Annotated in this window: 17 protein-coding genes and 1 other RNA gene; 5 read left to right on the top strand and 13 right to left on the bottom strand. The window is 41.2% G+C overall.

The genetic code is table 11. The annotated features are described in order from the left end of the window. Positions 1–60: 60 nt before the first annotated feature. The gene (locus GSR62_RS02530; RefSeq protein WP_010688058.1) at positions 61–921 is read right to left on the bottom strand and encodes a GRP family sugar transporter; all 861 of its coding nucleotides are present in this window, start codon (positions 919–921) and stop codon (positions 61–63) included. A 396-nt stretch (positions 922–1,317) separates the two neighbouring features. Here GSR62_RS02530 and GSR62_RS02525 point away from each other — a divergent pair, with 396 nt between their 5' ends. Beyond that, a complete protein-coding gene (locus tag GSR62_RS02525; RefSeq protein WP_035449164.1) occupies positions 1,318–3,462 on the top strand; it encodes an LTA synthase family protein in 2,145 nt (714 codons plus the stop codon). Positions 3,463–3,503: 41 nt separating this feature from the next. Here the strand turns inward: GSR62_RS02525 and ssrA are convergent. After that, positions 3,504–3,870, bottom strand: a transfer-messenger RNA (tmRNA) gene (gene ssrA, locus GSR62_RS02520). Positions 3,871–4,241: 371 nt separating this feature from the next. Here ssrA and trpX point away from each other — a divergent pair. From trpX to GSR62_RS02505, 3 genes are read left to right on the top strand one after another with little or no spacing between them, the layout of a single operon-like run. Continuing rightward, on the top strand, positions 4,242–5,231 hold the full coding sequence (gene trpX / locus GSR62_RS02515; protein ID WP_066023758.1) for a tryptophan ABC transporter substrate-binding protein: 990 nt from the start codon (positions 4,242–4,244) through the stop codon (positions 5,229–5,231). Next, on the top strand, positions 5,228–6,124 hold the full coding sequence (locus GSR62_RS02510; protein ID WP_004051661.1) for an ABC transporter permease: 897 nt from the start codon (positions 5,228–5,230) through the stop codon (positions 6,122–6,124). The genes trpX and GSR62_RS02510 overlap by 4 nt, the downstream gene beginning before the upstream one ends. Next, entirely contained in the window at positions 6,121–6,870 is a 750-nt protein-coding gene (locus tag GSR62_RS02505) for an ABC transporter ATP-binding protein (protein ID WP_066023759.1), read from the top strand. The genes GSR62_RS02510 and GSR62_RS02505 overlap by 4 nt, the downstream gene beginning before the upstream one ends. 122 nt (positions 6,871–6,992) lie before the next feature. Here the strand turns inward: GSR62_RS02505 and GSR62_RS02500 are convergent, their stop codons facing one another. Together GSR62_RS02500 and trhA are read right to left on the bottom strand one after the other, a co-directional pair. After that, positions 6,993–7,337 carry an ArsR/SmtB family transcription factor gene (locus GSR62_RS02500; protein ID WP_010688064.1) on the bottom strand — a complete coding sequence of 115 codons (345 nt, stop codon included), beginning with the start codon at positions 7,335–7,337 and terminating at the stop codon, positions 6,993–6,995. A 102-nt stretch (positions 7,338–7,439) separates the two neighbouring features. Beyond that, positions 7,440–8,066: a PAQR family membrane homeostasis protein TrhA gene (gene trhA, locus GSR62_RS02495; RefSeq protein WP_010688065.1), complete on the bottom strand. Its 627-nt coding sequence runs from the start codon at positions 8,064–8,066 to the stop codon at positions 7,440–7,442. A gap of 160 nt (positions 8,067–8,226) precedes the next feature. On the opposite strand from trhA, the gene GSR62_RS02490 reads away from it, so the two are divergent. Continuing rightward, positions 8,227–8,736, top strand: coding sequence for a DUF1836 domain-containing protein (locus GSR62_RS02490; protein ID WP_010688066.1), 510 nt, complete (start codon positions 8,227–8,229; stop codon positions 8,734–8,736). A gap of 47 nt (positions 8,737–8,783) precedes the next feature. Here the strand turns inward: GSR62_RS02490 and GSR62_RS02485 are convergent, their stop codons facing one another. From GSR62_RS02485 to GSR62_RS02445, 9 genes are all read right to left on the bottom strand, one after another. After that, on the bottom strand, positions 8,784–9,650 hold the full coding sequence (locus GSR62_RS02485) for a class II fructose-bisphosphate aldolase (RefSeq protein WP_010688067.1): 867 nt from the start codon (positions 9,648–9,650) through the stop codon (positions 8,784–8,786). 133 nt (positions 9,651–9,783) lie between these two features. Then, positions 9,784–10,449, bottom strand: coding sequence for a phosphate signaling complex protein PhoU (gene phoU, locus GSR62_RS02480; protein WP_035449175.1), 666 nt, complete (start codon positions 10,447–10,449; stop codon positions 9,784–9,786). A gap of 19 nt (positions 10,450–10,468) precedes the next feature. Next, on the bottom strand, positions 10,469–11,230 hold the full coding sequence (gene pstB, locus GSR62_RS02475; RefSeq protein WP_066023760.1) for a phosphate ABC transporter ATP-binding protein PstB: 762 nt from the start codon (positions 11,228–11,230) through the stop codon (positions 10,469–10,471). A gap of 13 nt (positions 11,231–11,243) precedes the next feature. Further along, complete coding sequence (gene pstB, locus GSR62_RS02470) at positions 11,244–12,053, bottom strand: phosphate ABC transporter ATP-binding protein PstB (protein ID WP_004051652.1); 810 nt, start codon at positions 12,051–12,053, stop codon at positions 11,244–11,246. Between the two features lie 15 nt (positions 12,054–12,068). Next, the gene (pstA, locus tag GSR62_RS02465; RefSeq protein ID WP_004051651.1) at positions 12,069–12,956 is read right to left on the bottom strand and encodes a phosphate ABC transporter permease PstA; all 888 of its coding nucleotides are present in this window, start codon (positions 12,954–12,956) and stop codon (positions 12,069–12,071) included. 3 nt (positions 12,957–12,959) lie between these two features. Continuing rightward, positions 12,960–13,877, bottom strand: coding sequence for a phosphate ABC transporter permease subunit PstC (gene pstC, locus GSR62_RS02460; protein ID WP_010688071.1), 918 nt, complete (start codon positions 13,875–13,877; stop codon positions 12,960–12,962). Beyond that, complete coding sequence (locus GSR62_RS02455; RefSeq protein ID WP_010688072.1) at positions 13,864–14,757, bottom strand: phosphate ABC transporter substrate-binding protein PstS family protein; 894 nt, start codon at positions 14,755–14,757, stop codon at positions 13,864–13,866. Before GSR62_RS02455 ends, pstC begins: the two co-directional genes overlap by 14 nt. A gap of 192 nt (positions 14,758–14,949) precedes the next feature. After that, positions 14,950–16,770, bottom strand: coding sequence for a glycoside hydrolase family 13 protein (locus GSR62_RS02450; protein WP_035449182.1), 1,821 nt, complete (start codon positions 16,768–16,770; stop codon positions 14,950–14,952). Next, complete coding sequence (locus tag GSR62_RS02445; RefSeq protein WP_066023761.1) at positions 16,754–19,186, bottom strand: glycogen/starch/alpha-glucan phosphorylase; 2,433 nt, start codon at positions 19,184–19,186, stop codon at positions 16,754–16,756. Before GSR62_RS02445 ends, GSR62_RS02450 begins: the two co-directional genes overlap by 17 nt. Positions 19,187–19,205 lie beyond the last annotated feature (19 nt).

Here is a 19,205-nt window from a genome sequence, read left to right as displayed (position 1 = left end):
ACGCCACCGTTCTCCATATATAAAAAGCCATGCCGCTCGTGCGCCATGGCATATAGATCATTATTTTAAAAGACCTAACATTACGCCACCGATGATGACCATCAATGAACCAACTGTAACATAGACCATTTCTTTTTTCGTTTTGTGTTCGCCTAAGAGTAAGATCGAACCAAATGTCGAGATAACGATCCCGGTTTGTGAAAGTGAAAAACTTACTGCTAACCCGATCATTGCAGTTGCTTGGAACATACATAAGTTACCTGTGCCCCAAACTAGACCTGTAATGATATTTTTGAAGCTTTCCTTCTTGAATGCATCTTTACCTAAAGCAAACATCGAAGCGCCAGCGACCATCCCTAAAGCTTGAGGTAAGACCATCGCTTGGGCATCAACTTTTAATAAGTTGACAACGACCGTATAGCCTAAGTAACCAGCTGTTGATAGCACTAAGGCAGTCGTTCCTTTTTTCCAGTCTTCATTTTGTTCGCTACTATTAGCACTCTTATCACGTAAAGCCGTTAAAACAGCACCTACGACTAAAATGACTAAAGCTAGTGAACCTAATGATAATTGGCGCGTTGTTGTCCACTCATGGAACAAGAAGATCCCCGCTAAGGCGTTAGTCACCAACTGCGCCCCCGTTGAGATCGGCACAGTCTTGGAGATCCCGACTGCTTTCATTGCGTGGAACTGTTGATTTTGACCTAAACTCCAGAACAAACCAGATAAGATACCGGCTACCCAAAGTTGCCAATTGTTATTTGCTAAAAAGTTTCCTGGAGCAACCACGGTCATTACGATCGCAAAGAGCAAAGCCCCCCAAGTCATCCCTAAGGTTTGTTGATTAGCATTACCACCCAACTTACCACTGATCAATCCAATACTTCCCCATGCTAAAGCGGGGATCAAGGCTATCCACATAATTAATTCCCTCGTTTCTCTTTAATTCTTTTCTCAATAATTCTCATGCAAGATAATATTTTAGCAGTTTTATGCAAACCATTACAAGAAGAATTTTAGGTTAATTCTTTCATTTTATTTTATATGAAAACTTTTTTCACATACTTTTTTTCACAAATTCCCATCTTTATCACCACTAGGCTTTGCCACAGTAGTAATTTGTTTTATGTGAATAAAATATATATTTTTTAAGAAATCCATAATAATTGAAAACGATTTTTCTGTTTTCATAACTTCAAACTTACCCAACGATATCTTTAATATTTGCTAAAATTCCCTTGAAAAATTGACGCTTGACCGCTAACTGGTTTAGAATTAGGTGATATGTCAATTACTTTGAAAGGACGGTTTGCACCTGTGAACTGGACAAAATTACGAAATTTTATCAATACACGGTGGGGCTTTTTTGCACTTGTCTCGTGCCTGTTTTGGTTAAAAACGATCCTAGTTTATTTGATCGATTTTCACCTTGGTGTTCACGGGATCTATCAGTATTTCATCCTATTGATAAACCCGATCGCGACGACACTCTTGCTCTTTAGCATCGCACTTTACATCCGAAAAACGATCCCTGCCTATTTATGTCTATTATTACTTTACATAGCTAATACGGCATTTTTATTGATCAGCGTTATCTATTACCGCGAATTTACTGATTTTATGACTATGAACGTGATCTTTGGGTATTCTTCGGTCTCTCAAGGGCTAAGTGGCAGTTCCTTCTCACTCTTAAAGCCCCAAGACCTTGTGATCATTATCGATGTAGTAGTTGTCTTACTGCTGCTATTAACACGGCAGATCAAGCTCGATAAACGCTTCATCCCCAAAAATCAGGCTGTCGCCATGACATCTTTTTCCTTAATGTTTCTACTATTAAATATCACATTAGGTGAGATCGATCGTCCGCAATTACTGACACGGACCTTTGACCGCAACTATTTAGTCAAATACCTAGGGATCGATGCCTTTACCGTATATGATGGGCTAAAAACAGCTAAGACGAGCCAAACACGGTCTAAAGCTACTGGGGCTGATCTAAACAAGATCATTGATTTTACCCAAGCTAACTATGCTGCTCCCGATCCAAAGATGTTTGGGATCGCTAAAAATAAAAATATCATCGTCATCCATCTTGAAAGTTTCCAACAATTCTTGATCGACTATAAATTAAATGGCCAAGAAGTCACACCGTTTTTAAACAGTCTTTATCACGGTAAAGAGACGTTCTCGTTTGCTAATTTCTTTAATCAAGTCGGACAAGGCAAGACTTCCGATGCTGAAACGATGCTTGAGACTGGCGCATATGGTTTGCCTCAAGGTTCGATGTTTTCAACTTTAGGCACAGATAACACCTTTGAGGCTATGCCCGCGATCTTGAATCAGAGTCAAAACTATTCTTCAGCCGTTTTTCACGGCAATTCCGGTTCATTTTGGAATCGCGACAAGGTGTATAAGAACTTTGGTTACCAATACTTCTTTGATGCAAGCTACTATAACCAAGACGCTAACAACCTAAGTGAATACGGCCTTAAAGATAAGTTGTTGTTCCATGATTCAGTTAAATACTTAGAAAAGTTACAACAACCGTTTTATGCTAAATTCATCACGGTCTCTAATCACTTTCCATTCAGTTTAGACGACCAAAACAAGAGCTTTGAAGCAGCTAATACGGGCGACAGTTCAGTCGATAATTACTTTGTTACGGCCCACTATTTGGACCAAGCCGTTAAAGAATTCTTTGATTATCTCAAAGCGTCTGGACTTTATGATGATTCGGTGATCGTACTTTATGGCGATCATTACGGGATCTCTAACTCACGGAATTTAAAATTAGCTTCTCTTTTAGGCAAATCTTCCTCGACTTGGAGTGACTTTGATAATGTTCAAATGCAACGTGTTCCATTTATGGTCCACATCCCAGGTCAAGAAAATGGTGGGATCTTCGAACAATACGGTGGTGAGATCGACGTCATGCCGACGTTACTTCATCTAGCCGGGATCGATTCGAAAAAATATCTTTTGTTTGGTTCAGATCTCTTCTCAAAAGATCACGATCAAACTGTCGCTTTTAGAAATGAGAATTTCATCACACCAAAATATACCGTTGTTGGTAGCACGACCTACGAAAACAGCACTGGCAATGTGGTGACGCATCCGTCTAAAAAAGTACAAGCTCAACTAAAAGCAGCACAAGAATATGTTAACTCGGCGCTTTCACTTTCAGATTCGCTCAACAATAAGAACCTCTTGCGCTTCTATGTGCCAACTGGTTTTACGCCGGTCGATCCCAAAGATTTCAACTATAAAAACCAAGTTGAGCAATTGGATAAGATCCAAGCCGCGCTCAAGGGACGTTCAACTAGTCTATGGTCTAAAAATAACGATCACACGACGGCTGATAAATATCACTCCGATGCTCCAGAGCTCAAACAAAGTGATAGTGGCGAAAATACTAACGAACAAGCCCCTACCGTTGAATCGACTTTAGAGGATACACAATAACAAAAAGCCCTTATCGAAAATCTTATCGATAAGGGCTTTACTTATGGAGATGGCGGGAGTCGAACCCGCGTCCAAGCATATCGTAACTCAAGTCTCTACGCTCATAGTCATACTATTTGAATTTCATCGTTGATCACGCCGGATGACAGGGCCAACATCAACGACTAGCCTAAAAGTCTCTTCTCAGTATTTCAGGCTAAAACACTGAGCGTAGTCTGCTAATATAGGACCCGCAACTGACACACAGACGATATCAGACGGATCTACGCAGTGCTGACTAGGCAGCTAAAGCGTAAGAGTTGTTATTATTTTTTGCAGTTATAATTTAAACTGAGCGTTTTATAGTAGCCGCAACCTACTAAGCGCAACTCAAGCCCGACCTATACCTGTCGAATCCTAAACATCCCCAAGTTGACTACTGAGTTATTGTAGCACACCTTTTTTAGAAAAGCAAAAAAGTGATTTTTTTAATTGACAACTAATTTTTAGTATAGTACAATTCACTCATAATCAATTCGGAAAGGAAGAGAACTATGAACAAGACAGTTATGCAACTTACAAATATTCGTTGGCAAAGCCAGCACTAGGTTGCTTCTGTGTGCACAGATGCGACCGTACGTAACGTATCGTTCGTATCTGTGCTGGTTCTCTTAGATCGGCCCGCATGGATCAACTACCATGCGGGTCTTGTTAAAAGCACTTCCCGCGCTCAGTGGGAAGTGCTTTTTTTCTTATCGCAATAGATACGAACGTAAAAAATCAAAAGGAGGAATTTACTTATGAAACGCTTAATTAGCACAATTGCAGTTTTATTTTTATTTTTGATCTTTGCATTTTTCCGCTCAACTGATCAAGCAAAAAAAAATCAGACCCCAACTGTTGGGATCTTACAATTAACATCACATCCCGCTTTAGATGAGATCCATCGCGGGATCGTTGCCGCCTTAAAGGAAGAAGGCTTTGTCGCGGGTAAAAACATCAAGATCGATTTTCAAAATGCCCAAAACGATCAAAGCAACCTCAAATCCATGAGCCAACGCTTTGAAAATGAAGATGCCGCGGTCATGATTGGGATCGCGACCCCAGCCGCCCAATCATTAGCTAATACAACTAAGACGACCCCTATCGTTATGGGGGCGATCAGTGATCCGATCGGAGCTGGCCTAGTTAAAGATCTCAAGCATCCCGGTGGTAATATCACGGGAGTTCAGCACCGAGAACCGATCGCCCGCCAACTTCAATTGATCAAAGCGCTCATGCCTGATCTAAAAACCGTTGGCGTCTTACACACTTCAAGCGATGATTCATCGGCAGCTGAAGTCAAAGAGTTCTCAAAACTAGCTCAAAAATCGGGGATCCAAGTCAAAGAATACACGATCACTTCGACTAATGACATCCAACAAGTTTCCGCTACAATGGCAAGCAACGTTCAAGCGATCTATATTCCAAATGACAACACTGTGGCCTCAGGCTTTCAAACGGTCCTCAAAAATGCCAACCAAAATAAGATCCCGATATTTCCTTCAACTTCTGAAATGACACGTCAAGGTGGACTAGCCACTGTCAGTGTTAGCCAATACGAACTTGGTAAAATGACAGGGAAGATGACCGCTGCGATCTTGAAAGGAAAAGATCCAGCCGACATGGCGATCAAATACCCGACCGAAGGGACTACCTACCTCAACCAAAAGCAGGCCCAACAACTAGGGATCACTCTCCCTAATGAATTAATTACACAGATCAGTAAAAAAGGAGTTGTTATCAAATGAATCTAATCGTATCAGCAATCGGACAAGGTTTGCTCTGGGGCATCCTTGGTCTCGGACTTTACTTGACCTTTAGGATCTTAAAATTCCCCGATATGACAGTTGAAGGGACCTTTCCCTTTGGCGCCTGTGTCTGTGTTTCCCTGATCACCCAAGGAACATCACCTTTTATCGCAACTTTAGCTTCCTTTGGGGCAGGACTTTTGACCGGTTTTTTGACAGGGATCTTATACACCAAAGGAAAGATTCCTGTGCTATTGGCTGGGATCTTAGTCATGACAGGGATCTACTCGATCAACCTCCGTGTCCTAGGAAAAGCGACCGTTGGCTTACTCAACCAAAATACTTTACTCAACACTGGGATGTTACGCGAACTACCTAACAGTTTTCCTTCAGTAACTCTGGGCTTGATCTTGCTTACCCTTTTGATCTTACTGCTAGCTTTATTTTTAAATACTGATCTAGGACAAGCATTTATCGCGACGGGTGATAACAAACTGATGGCTCGTTCATTAGGGATCAATACGGATAACATGGAGATCTTAGGCTTGATGATCTCTAACGGCTTGATCGGTCTTTGCGGTGGCTTGATCGCCCAAAATGACGGTTATGCCGATGTCAATATGGGGGTCGGTACGATCGTTATCGGCCTAGCTGCGATCATTATCGGTGAAGTTGCCTTTGGTGAACTCAGTTTGACTGCTCGGTTAGTCGCGGTCATCCTAGGTAGCATCTTCTACCGTTTCGTTTTACTTATCGTTTTAAAACTTGGATTTAGTACTAATGATTTCAAATTGCTTTCATCTTTGATCTTAGCATTATGCCTAATGTTACCGGTCTTAGAGAAGAAATTTAATTTCAGCAAGACATTGAAGAAAGGAGTCCAAAAGCCATGACACTCGAATTAAAAAATATTACGACTGTGGTCAACCCCGGAACAAGTGAAGAAAAAAAGATCTTAAAAGACCTTTCACTTACGATCGAAGCCGGTGATTTTATCACACTTCTAGGTACAAACGGTGCTGGAAAATCGACCCTTTTAAATGTGATCAACGGTTCGCTCAAACCAGCTACCGGACAGCTTCTTTTAGACGGACTTGATCTGACCCCACTCTCAGAAGTCAAACGTGCTTCCTATATCGCGCAAGTCTTTCAAGATCCTAAGATGGGCACCGCTCCTCGAATGACCGTCGCTGAAAATCTTTTACTCGCTTTAAAACGTGGGCAAAAACGCACTTTGCGTCCCCGACGCTTACAAGCTCATCTCCCCCAATTCAAAGAATTGACAGCTAAACTCCCTAACAATCTATCCGAGCGATTACAAACTTTCACCGGTGATCTCTCCGGGGGGCAACGGCAAACATTGAGCTTTTTGATGGCAACGATCGCACGCCCAGATATCTTACTCTTAGATGAACATACAGCTGCACTTGACCCTAACACGAGTGCTGAACTATTAAAGCTGACCGATGAAGTGATCACCGAAAAGAATCTGACCTGTCTAATGATCACCCATCGTCTTCAAGATGCTTTACGTTACGGCAATCGTATTATCGTCTTGAATGATGGTCAGATCGTCTTAGATACCCGTGACAAAGAGAATCTAACTGAAGAACAGATCCTGACTTACTTTGCTAATTAAAACAAAAGAGGCGCTAGAAAATTTCTAGCGTCTCTTTTTATATTCTCGTAATAAAAAAATTTGTCCCAACGGTCGCACCCGGCCTGCTTAAAAGCCTAGTGCAAGCTGAAACAACTATCTTACTATTTAGTTGTTGTATCCACCGTCAAACGAACTTGATGGATCGCATCTTCCAAGCTTTTTAAAGGTGCTTCAAGTGTTACATGGTAAAAGCTTTGCAATCCCTCTTTTTTAAATGAAACTAGACCAGCTTCGCGCAAGATTTTTAGATGATGTGAAACTGCCGGTTGGGTAATGGCCATCATTTTGGTGATTTCAGTAACAGTCATTCCTTCATGGAGTCGTTCACATAATAAAAGAATTATCTTTTGCCGATTGCGATCAGCTAATGCATTTACAGTTTCAAATTCGTTAGCAAATCCTTTTAACGCTCTGCGCTGTTCTGTCGTCAACTGTATCGTTGGCATGAGTACCACTCTCCTTTCTTGAGACACTATCCTCTAAGATAAGGATAACATTAAATAGCACTCGTCGCAAACGCTTCCACCTAAAAATAAAATATTTTTATTTTATAGATAAAAATAGATCGAACAAAACATCAAAGCTGAGCCTAAGATCACCAGCAAATGCCAATAAATATGGACATACTTCAGTTTTAAGCTATAAACGACCGCGCCTAAAGTAAAAGCAACGCCGCCTGCTAACAGCAATAATAACCCGGGAAAACCTAAGACCTGAAATAGTGGTTTAAAACCTAAGACACACAGCCATCCCGCTAAAACACAGATCACGGTCTCAACGATCTGGCGCCTAGGGTCAGCTAAAGCATGATACAAGATCCCAAAGAGCATCAAAAGAGCTACCGCGATCCATAATCCCCAACCAAACTTGCCGCCGATCCCGATCAGGCAATATGGCATATAGGTACCGGCTATCAGTAAATAAATACTGGAGTGGTCGAATGCTTGAAATAACCGCCTAGCTTTGGTGAAATATAGACAATGAAATAAAGTCGAAGCTAAATACAAGCTCAACAAACACAAACCGTAGACCAAATATGCTATAAAACTGACAATATTTTGTGTTGCGATCCCCTTTAAGATCAATAAAACTAGTAACCAAATACTTAGTCCTACTCCGATACCGTGTGTGATCGCACTCCAAACTTCATTTGTGATCTGTTCACGTCGATCCATATTTGACACCACCTTCTAAAATCTAGTTTCAGTCTACACCTATTGTATATATAAGTCAATTATATATAGATTTAAAGTCTAGTTTAAAAGTTTTTAAAAATCAATAGTTCTTAAAATAATGTGTTATAATACACTTAAACTAGATAAAAGGACGAGCGCGATGGAGAAGTTAAACATCCAAAAGCAATTAGATCGTTTCACGAATAAGCGATTGCCCTATTGGGAAGATTTCCCTGATTTCGAACTATATATGGATCAATTGGTCAATCTTGGCAATCGCTATTTGACTGGCTTTTTAGGAGCACCTTTGACGCCTTCAATGATCAACAGTTATGTCAAAAAAGGCCTCATGTCACGTCCCCTTAAGAAAAAGTACAATGCAACTCACTTAGCCGAACTATTGGTGATCAGTCTCTTAAAATCGGTCTATCCTTTAGAAACGATCAAAAATTATAATGAGCAATTGTTACATGAATTTTCGATCAAGGAATCCTATGATAGTTTTGCGCAGATCTTCAATCAAGCACTGCAAAATGGCGGTTATACCAAGCCACTACCCACCGGTCTATCACTGAGCAAACTAACAAAACACGTGATCATCAATGCTGTGATCTACAAAATGGTCGGCGAACAGCTATTGCAATACAAGAGTAAACATGATCATATCTAAAAAAAGGCCCTAGGAAATTTCCTAGGGCCTTTTTGGCAATCTTTAGATTATTTAGCTTCTGGTGTACCGATCCAGTCGATGATTTCTTCAACTGTATCTGTGATAGCTTGTGTACCAGGTGCAAGAAGTTTACGAGGGTCGTAACCTTTACCTTCTTTATCCTTGCCTTCTTCGATGTACTTACGTGTTGCTTCAGCAAATGCGATTTGGCATTCTGTGTTGATGTTAAGCTTGGAAACACCCATTGAGATAGCTTTAACAACTTGTTCTTGAGGGATACCAGAACCACCGTGCAATACTAATGGCATATCTGGCATAGCGTCTGCTAATTCCTTCAAGCGGTCAAAGTTAAGACCTTGCCAGTTTGCTGGGTATTGACCGTGGATGTTACCGATACCGCATGCTAAGTAGTCAACGCCAAGTGCAGCAATTTGTTTTGCTTCTTCAACGTCAGCTAATTCACCAGCACCAACAACACCGTCTTCTTCACCACCGATAGAACCAACTTCAGCTTCAACAGAAATGCCTTTAGCATGTGCTAATTCAACGATTTCTTTTGTCTTAGCCAAGTTTTCTTCGAATGGTAAGTCATGGCCATCAAACATAACTGATGAGAAACCTGCTTCGATACATTCCTTAGCAGCTTCGTAGTTACCATGGTCTAAGTGCATAACAACTGGAACAGTGATGTTCATTGATTCCATTTCGCTTGCAACTAAGTCACGAACTAATTTGTAACCGCCCATGTACTTAGCAGCACCCATTGATACTTGGATCAATACAGGTACGTTCTTTTCTTGAGCGCCTTTAAGAATAGCACGTGTCCATTCCAAGTTATTTGTGTTAAAAGCACCTACTGCATAATGGCCCTTGCGAGCTGCAGAAAAAATTTCACTACCGTTTACGAATGACATAAAACAGCCTCCTAAAGATTTTACAGTAAATTACTCACTTTCGAGTACACATACATTTTAACACACTTGCTTAAGAAAACGTACTATTTTCCCAAGATTTTAATTAAACTTCATCAAGCTAGCGTAAAAATCCTTAGAAATCGTTGCGCCCTAATTCAGTGATCTTACCTTTTTTGGTATATACGATCCATTCCGCGATATTAGTGATATAGTCGCCTGAGCGCTCTAAGTGATTAGCGATCTGCAAGTAATCGATCCCCTCACTGGCAAATTTAGGATTTGTTTTGATCAAATCCATCGCACGCTTTCTGATATCCAAAAAGATCCCATCATTACCGGCATCCATTTCGGCGATCTTGATCGCTAATTTTTCATCCATTTCAGTGTAGGCTTTCAAAATACTTGCTAGCATCTCTAAAACATTATCACCCATCTTAACGATCATCATATCGATCTCATCGTCACGGCGTTCTTCTTTGAGTAATAACACATTTTTAGCGATACTTACAGCGTGATCGGCTAAACGTTCAAGATCAGAACTAGCTTTTAAGATCGAAATGATCTCACGCAGATCGCCTGCTACTGGACTTTGCAAGGCAATGATCTGAGCTGTCTTTTTCTCTAAATGTGTCTCGTGATTGTTGATCACTTCATCGTGTTCGATGATCTCTTTGGCAGCTTGTTTGTCATCTTCTTTAAGTGAGATGATCGCTTTTTCAAGTGACGCCTTAACTTCAAGGCCCATTGTGATAAATTCCTGACGTAAAGCTTGGATCTGAGTATCAATGTGGCGTTGCATAAAATTCCTCCTTGTTCAATTAACCAAAGCGACCGCTTAAATAGTCATCGGTCTCTTTTTTATTCGGATTAACAAAAATCTGTTTCGTCGGTCCCGTTTCAATCAGATTTCCATTCAAGAAAAATGAAGTCGTATCTGAGATCCGGGAAGCTTGTTGCATATTATGGGTCACGATAATACAAGTATAATCATCTTTTAGCGTTAAAAGCATCTCTTCGACTTTATTACTTGAAACTGGGTCAAGCGCACTCGTCGGTTCATCTAATAAGATAACTTCTGGTTTGACCGCAAGCACCCGGGCAATGCAGACCCGTTGTTGCTGCCCACCTGATAAGGCTAAAGCACTCTTATGCAAGTCATCTTTAACATCATCCCATACGGCTGCTTGCTTCAAACTCGTTTCGACCCGCTCATCCAACAGTTGTTTATCTTTGACCCCAGCGATCCGTAGACCATAGACAACATTTTCATAGATCGAAAACGGGAAAGGATTGGGCTGTTGAAAGACCATACCAACTTTTTTGCGCAATTCGACCGTGTCTGTCTTAGGACTATAGATATCTTGCCCGTCTAATTTGATCGCTCCTGTAATTTTAACATTATCGATCAAATCATTCATCCGATTCAAACATCTCAGATAAGTCGACTTCCCACAACCTGAAGGCCCGATCAGCGCATGGATACCAGATTTAGGAAAATCTAGATCGATCCCTTTTAAAGCTTCTTTTTGCCCATAGTACAAATGGACATTTTGACTAGTAATAATTTTTTCTTTTTCCATGATAAACCTCGTCCTAACCAAAATTCCCTGAGATATAATCTTCAGTTGCTTGTATCCGTGGATTGGTAAAGATATTTTTTGTCTTATCGTATTCGATCACATGCCCCATATGGAAAAAGGCTGTATAGTCACTGGCCCGCGAAGCTTGTTGCATATTATGGGTCACAATGATGATCGTATATTTTTTCTTTAATTCAAGCATCGTTTCTTCAACTTTTAAAGTTGAGATCGGATCAAGCGCACTACAAGGTTCATCCATCAATAAGATATCAGGTCCCATTGCGATCGCCCGCGCAATGCAAAGTCGTTGTTGCTGTCCCCCAGATAAGGCCAAAGCACTCTTATTTAGGTCATCTTTGACTTCATCCCAAAGTGCAGCCCCGCGCAAACTCTTTTCGACGATCTCATCTAATTTTTGCTTATCTTTGATCCCATTTTCCTTGAGTGCAAACGTGATGTTTTCTTTGATCGATTTAGAAAATGGATTAGGTCGTTGGAAAACCATCCCGATCTGTTTACGCATCTCATAGAGGTTGATCTTCTTAGAATTGATATCGATCCCGCGATACATGATCTCACCCGTCACTGTTGCTACATCGTCATTCATCCGGTTCAAAGAACGTAAGAAAGTTGATTTTCCAGATCCCGATGCCCCAACTAGAGCGGTAATCTTATAGCGCTCAAATTGAAGGTTCCCATCAAAAAAAGCGTGTTTGTTACCATAATAAACTTGCAGATCATGGGTCGAGAGCGCAACTTCTTGAACTTTTGGATCAAACTTTAAGATCGATGTCTCATTTAAATCATATTTACCTACATTCATTGTCATCTTCCTCATCTATTTACTTGCAGTTAAACGTTTATACAAGCGATTACCCAAATAACGCGCCGATAAATTAAAAATCAAAACGGCTACGATCAAAACTGCTGACGCACCAGCTGAGATCTGTTCAGCATCCGGCATGATCCCTTCCGAGTTGATCTTCCAGATATGCACCGCCAAAGTTTCCGCTGGTCGGAAAAGGTTGAGCGGACTGGATTCACTAAAAGGATTCCAATTCATAAAATCGATATTAGTTGCACTTTGACCAGCAGTATAGATCAAGGCTGCTGCTTCACCAAAAACACGGCCGGCACAAAGGACGATCCCGGTAATGATCCCCGGTAAGGCCTCAGGTAAAATGATCTTTGTGACCGTGTGCCATTTAGATAAACCTAAAGCTAAGCCCGCTTCACGTTGCAATTTAGGAACGTTATTCAATGAATCTTCAACATTACGCGTCAATAATGGTAAGTTGAAAAATGTCAAAGCGATCGCACCCGAAATGATCGAAAAGCCCATCTTGAATTGAACAACAAAGAGCAAGAAGCCAAACAAGCCGACAACCACTGACGGTAAAGAACTCAAAACTTCGATCGCCATTCGCACAGTTTCGGTCACACGATTTTTAGGTGCATATTCGGCTAGATAGATCCCAGCGCCTAAAGAAAGTGGAAATGAGATCAACAGCGTCAAGACCAAGAGATAAAAGGAATTGAACAACTGGATCCCGATCCCGCCACCAGCAGTAAAGGAACGTGAAGGTGTCGTCAAGAAATGCCACGAAACATGTGGTAAACCGTTCAATAAGATCCGACCGATCAAAAAGGCTAAGATCAAGACCACGATCCCGGCGATCAATTTGATCACACCTAAAGCAAGTTTATTTACTTTTTTCGTATTCATAGATTACATCTTTCCTTTCCGACTGATAAAGCGCACTGCAATGTTGAAGATAAGTGACATCAACAAGAGGACTAACGCCAATGACCATAAAGCGTTGTTTGAGACAGTGCCCATGACCGTATTACCGATCCCCATCGTCAAGACACTGGTCAAGGTCGAAGCAGGAGCCAATAAGCTTTCTGGTAACAGGGTCGCATTCCCGATGACCATTTGAACAGCTAAAGCTTCACCAAAAGCTCGTGCCATCCCAAAAACGATCGCAGTCATGATCCCCGGCAAGGCCGCGCGTAATAAGACGCGGTAGATCGTTTGCCATTCAGTCGCCCCTAAAGCTAGGGAAGCTGATTTGTAATATTTTGGTACAGCGCGTAAACTATCGACTGTCATTGAAGTGATCGTTGGTAAGACCATCACAAAGAGCACAAACGCCCCGGACAAGATCCCATAACCTGAACCGCCAAAATGATCGCGCACAAAAGGTACCACGACCGTCAATCCGATAAACCCGTAAACAACCGACGGGATACCAACTAATAATTCGATGACACTTTGCATAAACTTTTGACTTCGTTTAGACGAAAGTTCTGTCATGTAAAGTGCTGTCCCGATCGCAAATGGGGTCGCAAACAGCGCAGCCAATAAAGTCACCCCAAAAGATCCTAAGATCATCGGTAATGCTCCTACTAGCGGTCGGCCATTTGGTCCAGTAGCTCCTGGATTCCATTCACTTCCTGTCAAAAATTCCACTAAGCTAGCTTTATTTTGTGTAAAAGTCGCGATCCCCTTCGACGCAACAAATAAAAAGATCGCTAGCACAACTCCGACGATCAAGAAAATACTGGCATAACTCAATGTTTTACCAATGAAGTCTTGGCGCGTCTCCTTAGACGGTTTTAAAATTTTTTCTCTAATTGGATCCATCTTGTTTCACCTCATCTGTGATAATTGGTGTTACTTGGTTATTAGCATCTTTTTGCACTTTCATCTCATTGATCGGAATGTAACCTAATGCTGTCACCAAATTCTTTTGCACGACATCTGAGTACATATAGTCTAAAAACTGTTTTGTCATTTTATCTGGTTTGCCCTTAGTATACATATGTTCATATGCCCAGATCTTCCAAGAATTATCTTTGATATTTTGAGCGGTCGGTTTGACGCCATCCACTTTTAGGGCCGTCATATCCTTATTGATATATGAAAATGATAAATAGCTGATCGCACCAGGCGTACTTACGACCATACGTTGCACCGTCCCATTTGATTCTTGTTCTTGAGCTTTCAACATTTTCTGTCCCTGCATCACGTTATTTTCAAAAGCAACACGTGTCCCACTACCTTGGGCACGATTGATGACCATGATCTTTTGATCTTTACCACCCAACTGCTTCCAGTTAGTGTACTTACCAGTAAAGATACCACGTAATTGCGCCATTGTTACTTGTTTTACGCCACTGTCTTTATTGACAACTGGCGCTAGCCCTAAAACTGCCACGGTATGATCGACTAGTTCTTTCGGTTTGATCCCCGGTAATTCTCGGGCAAACACATCTGAGTTACCGATCGTGACCGCCCCAGCCTGAACTTGGCTCAAACCTGTACCTGAACCGCCACCTTGGACTGTGATACTTACATCACTGTGATCGCGTTGATATTCTTCAGCCGCCATTTCTACCATTGGTTGTAAGGCAGTTGATCCAACGATCGTAATATTTTGTTTATCACTCTTTTGTCCCGCACAGCCCGCAAGAAAGAGGACTGCTGTCAAGAGCATTACGAAACTAACAATTGCTTTTTTCATCCTAATTTCTCCTAAAATATTAGAGTTAATTACACCTTTAATTTTATGCCTTTTTTGTAAAAACATGTGGGTCGTTATGTAAAGATTATGTAAAAAAACAAGCGTATTCAACACACAGAACGAACTATAAAAAATACCACGATCACAAAAAAATAGTGTCTAGAAGAACTCGCTCCTAAACACTATTTTTATTTAACAATTATCAGATGTTAGCGTGAGGCTTTCAAACGGTCCAAATTCTTTACCATTGGCCTTAGTCGTCATTGCCCGTAGATTCCATTCATCATGGAATTGCTGTAATTTATCGGCATAGAATATACTTGGTTTTTCACTGGCATTCAACAGATAGACTATCTCACGTCCAGCTTGATAGCGTCCGACTCCAAAGAAACCTTCACCAGCTAGCAGCGTCAACTCTCCCTTGGTCAAAGCGGGTTCAGCTTGACGTTTAACCGTCAATGAACGTACATGTTCCAAAAGAGCGTGATCTTCACGATCCCAAGGATAAAAGCGTCTATTATCTGGATCAGTTCCACCAGGCACCCCAGCTTCATCACCATAATAGATACATGGTACTCCTGGGAACATGAAAAGTAGTTCAAAAGCCCGCTTGACTTTAGTCATATCGCCACCTAAAGCGGTCAAGACCCGCTTTGTATCATGGGTCCCGATATTATTGAGCGAATTTAGATAGAAGTCCAGGGGATAATTTTCCCGTAATTTCATCATCTCTTTAGCGATCGTCTCAGCGGAACGCTTTTGCTCCAATAGATCTAAGATCGCTTCGCGTAAAGGATAGTTCATAACACCATCTAACTCATCACCCTTGACATAGTGGCGACGTTGACTGTAAGCAACTTTATTAGATGCATCTTCCCAAACTTCACCTAACAACAATCGGTCACGATAACCGTCTAAATTCTTACGGATCTTAGCAATAAAAGGATCAGGTAACTCATCGGCGACATCTAACCGCCAACCATCTACACCTAATTGATTCCATTTAGCTAAAACACTGTCTTTTTCACCGTAGATAAACTGTTGAAATTGCGGGTTGTTCTTATCTACAACTGGGAGATCGGCATTGCCCCACCAACAACGGTACTTGTCGGGATAGCGTTCAAAACTAAACCACGGATAATACTCGCTATTCTTATCCTGCGCAGCTCCAACATGTTCACCGTAGTTGCCGTTAAAGTTAAAGTACTTACTGTTACGCCCCACATGCGAGAAGACTCCATCTAAGATCAAGTGGATCCCAGCTTTATGCAACTTAGTCACTAATTCTTTAAAGACTTTTTCATTGCCCAACATCGGATCGATCTTGAAATAATCACTCGTATCATAACGGTGATTACTTGCAGCTTCAAAGATCGGATTCAAATAAATGATCGAGACACCTAATTCCTTTAGATACGGGATCTTTTTAATGATCCCTTTGAGATTTCCACCATAGAAATCCCAGCGGGCAATACTGCCGTCGTGATTTCTGATGTACATCGGATCATCTTGGATCGTTGCATAGATAAAAGTATCCCGCTTTTTACCTTCGATGTAACCATCGAGATTTCCATTGTAAAAACGGTCGGGAAAGATCTGATAACAGATCCCATTTTGATACCATTCAGGTGCATTGACCGTTTTATCATAACAGGTCAGCTGGTAAGAATTATTTTCCAATATTTCGCTACTCTCAGTTAACTGTCCCTGACCACCACCATTAGCACAGTAATAGCGCACAAGTTCATGTTCATTTTGCCGGATCACCAGTTTGAAATAATAGAAGTATAATCCACTTTTTCTTGGGATGTAAGTCGTATAATAACGCCCTGAACTCTTATTTTCCATTCCGATGATCTCCGGGATCAACTTTCCATCAGCATAGACGTAAAGTTCAACACTGGTAACATCAACGTCATAGGCCTCAAGCATGAATTTTACCGGTCGATCGACTTTGATAGCCCCAAATGGTTTTTTATACTTTTCTTGCCACGAATCAAAGTGGATATACATCTTTTGCTTTTCCCCTCATTTCAGTTGAGTTTGGCTTGATATCCCAAATCTCTTTAGCATATTTTTCAACCGTATCATCAGCTGAGAAATAGACTGCATTGGCAATATTTATCAAACACATCTTGTTCCAGTTTTGCTTATCTTTGTAAGCCTCACTGACAGCCTCTTGCGCTTGGACATAGGAAGCAAAATCACGTAAAACAAAGTATTCATCATTGACCCGCAATAAGGAATCATAGATCTCATGCCCTTCAACTTCAATATTTGGGATCGTTCCATCAACAAAAGCATCTAAGACACGTTTGATGACAGGATTGCTATTGTAGTATTCGGCAGCATAGTAGTGATGATTCTTCTCGTATTCTAAAACTTCATCTTTGGTTAAACCAAAGATAAAGATGTTATCTTCACCAACATGATCTTTGATCTCAATGTTAGCTCCATCTAAGGTCGCCACTGTCAAAGCACCGTTTAACATCAACTTCATGTTAGAAGTCCCTGAAGCTTCCTTAGTTGCAGTCGAGATCTGTTCACCCACATCAGCAGCTGGGATGATTTTTTCTGCCAATGAAACACCGTAGTTTTCCAAGAAGACAACTTTTAACTTATCATTGATCGTCTTATCGTTATTGATCATATTGGCAACTTCATTGATACACTTGATGATTGCCTTTGCATAGTGGTAACTTGGTGCGGCTTTAGCCCCAAAAATAAATACCCGTGGTTCAACATCGCGGTTTGGATCATCTTTAAGATCTAGATACAATTTAACGATGTGTAACAAGTTGAGCAATTGTCGTTTGTAAGCGTGAAGTCGCTTGATCTGAACATCAAAGATCGCATGCGGTGAAACTTCGATCCCGGTATCTTCTTTGATAAAGGCTGCTAACTTTTTCTTATTATCCAGTTTAGCTCTACCGATCTTTTCTAGTAACTTCTTATCGCCGACATGTTTTTCTAGCTCATGTAATTTCTTAGCATCAAAGCGCCAAGCCGTTCCGATAGCTTGATCGATCGTCTTGGACAATTCAGGGTTAGCTACTTGGAGCCAACGCCGAACTGTGATCCCATTTGTCTTATTATTGAAACGTTCAGGGTACAATTCGTAGAAATCACGTAAAACATCATTTTCTAACAGCTCTGTGTGTAATTTAGCTACACCATTAGTGCTATGTGAACCAATAATTGCTAAGTGAGCCATCTTGACCATACCGTCTTTGATGATCCGTGTCCGTTCGATAAAGTCATGATCTTTTTTACCTTCAAGTTCCAAGGCATAGCGCCGATCGATCTCTTGGATGATCTGCAAGATACGTGGTTGGACTGTGGCCAACATTTCAACAGGCCATTTTTCCAAAGCTTCAGCCATGATCGTGTGGTTAGTATAACTCATCGTCTTGACTGTTTGTTGCCAAGCTTCATCCCAATCAATGTGTTCTTTATCGAGCAAGATCCGCATGAATTCAGCCACACACATAGCTGGATGCGTATCATTGATATGGATCGCAATATGTTCACTGATCTCATTTAACGGACGATCATATTTCTTATAGTGCCGAATGATACTTTGGATCCCAGCTGAGGTAAAGAAATATTCTTGCTTCAAGCGTAAAATACGTCCTTCGTAGTTCGAATCATCAGGATAAAGCACTGAGGTCAGATCCTCGACCCGACGACGGTCCTCGATCGTTGGATATTTAACTTCTTCAGAAGCTGGGATCTGAGCATCCCAAAGGCGCATCGTATTAACGTGATCATTGCGATAACCGACGATCCCCGTGTCATAAGGGACAGCCTTGATCACATCGGCCCCTTCATAGATCGCTTCTAAATATTTACCATTATCGATCAAGTGGACTTGACCACCCATCAAAACGTCGACCGCTTTACTTTCACGTGCTACAGCCCAATTGTTACCGTCAGTCAGCCATTCATTTGGTAACTCGATCTGGTAACCATCAACAAATTTTTGCTTGAACAAGCCATATTTATAGCGGATACCATTTCCATTACCTGGTAAGCCATCTGAAGCTAAAGCGTCCATAAAGCAAGAAGCTAAACGACCTAAGCCCCCGTTGCCAAGTGCCATATCAACTTCAGACTCCGAGATCTTATCCAGACTAAGTCCCATTTGCTTTAAGCCTTTATCGACCACATCGTACCAACCCATGTTCAAAAGATTGCTCTTTAATAAACGACCTGGTAAAAATTCGATCGAAAAATAATAAACTTGCTTTTGGTCATTTTTGATATAACTCTTCCAAGTATTACGCCAAATTTCGGAGTAACCGGATTTGACCACTGAAACTAAAGTCTGATACAACTCGATCGGAGCAGCATCTTTGACATCTAAAGCAAACTTCTCGGCTAATTGCTTCTTAAACTCGCGTACAAAACGCTCCTGTGTGATTTTCATTAAGTATCCTCCCTTATAA

It is taken from the genome of Ligilactobacillus animalis (genome assembly GCF_009933595.1).
GTDB classification, from domain to species: Bacteria; Bacillota; Bacilli; order Lactobacillales; family Lactobacillaceae; genus Ligilactobacillus; species Ligilactobacillus animalis.
The sequence above is the reverse complement of the archived record's forward strand: the minus strand, read 5'-3'. Positions and strand labels throughout refer to the sequence as shown.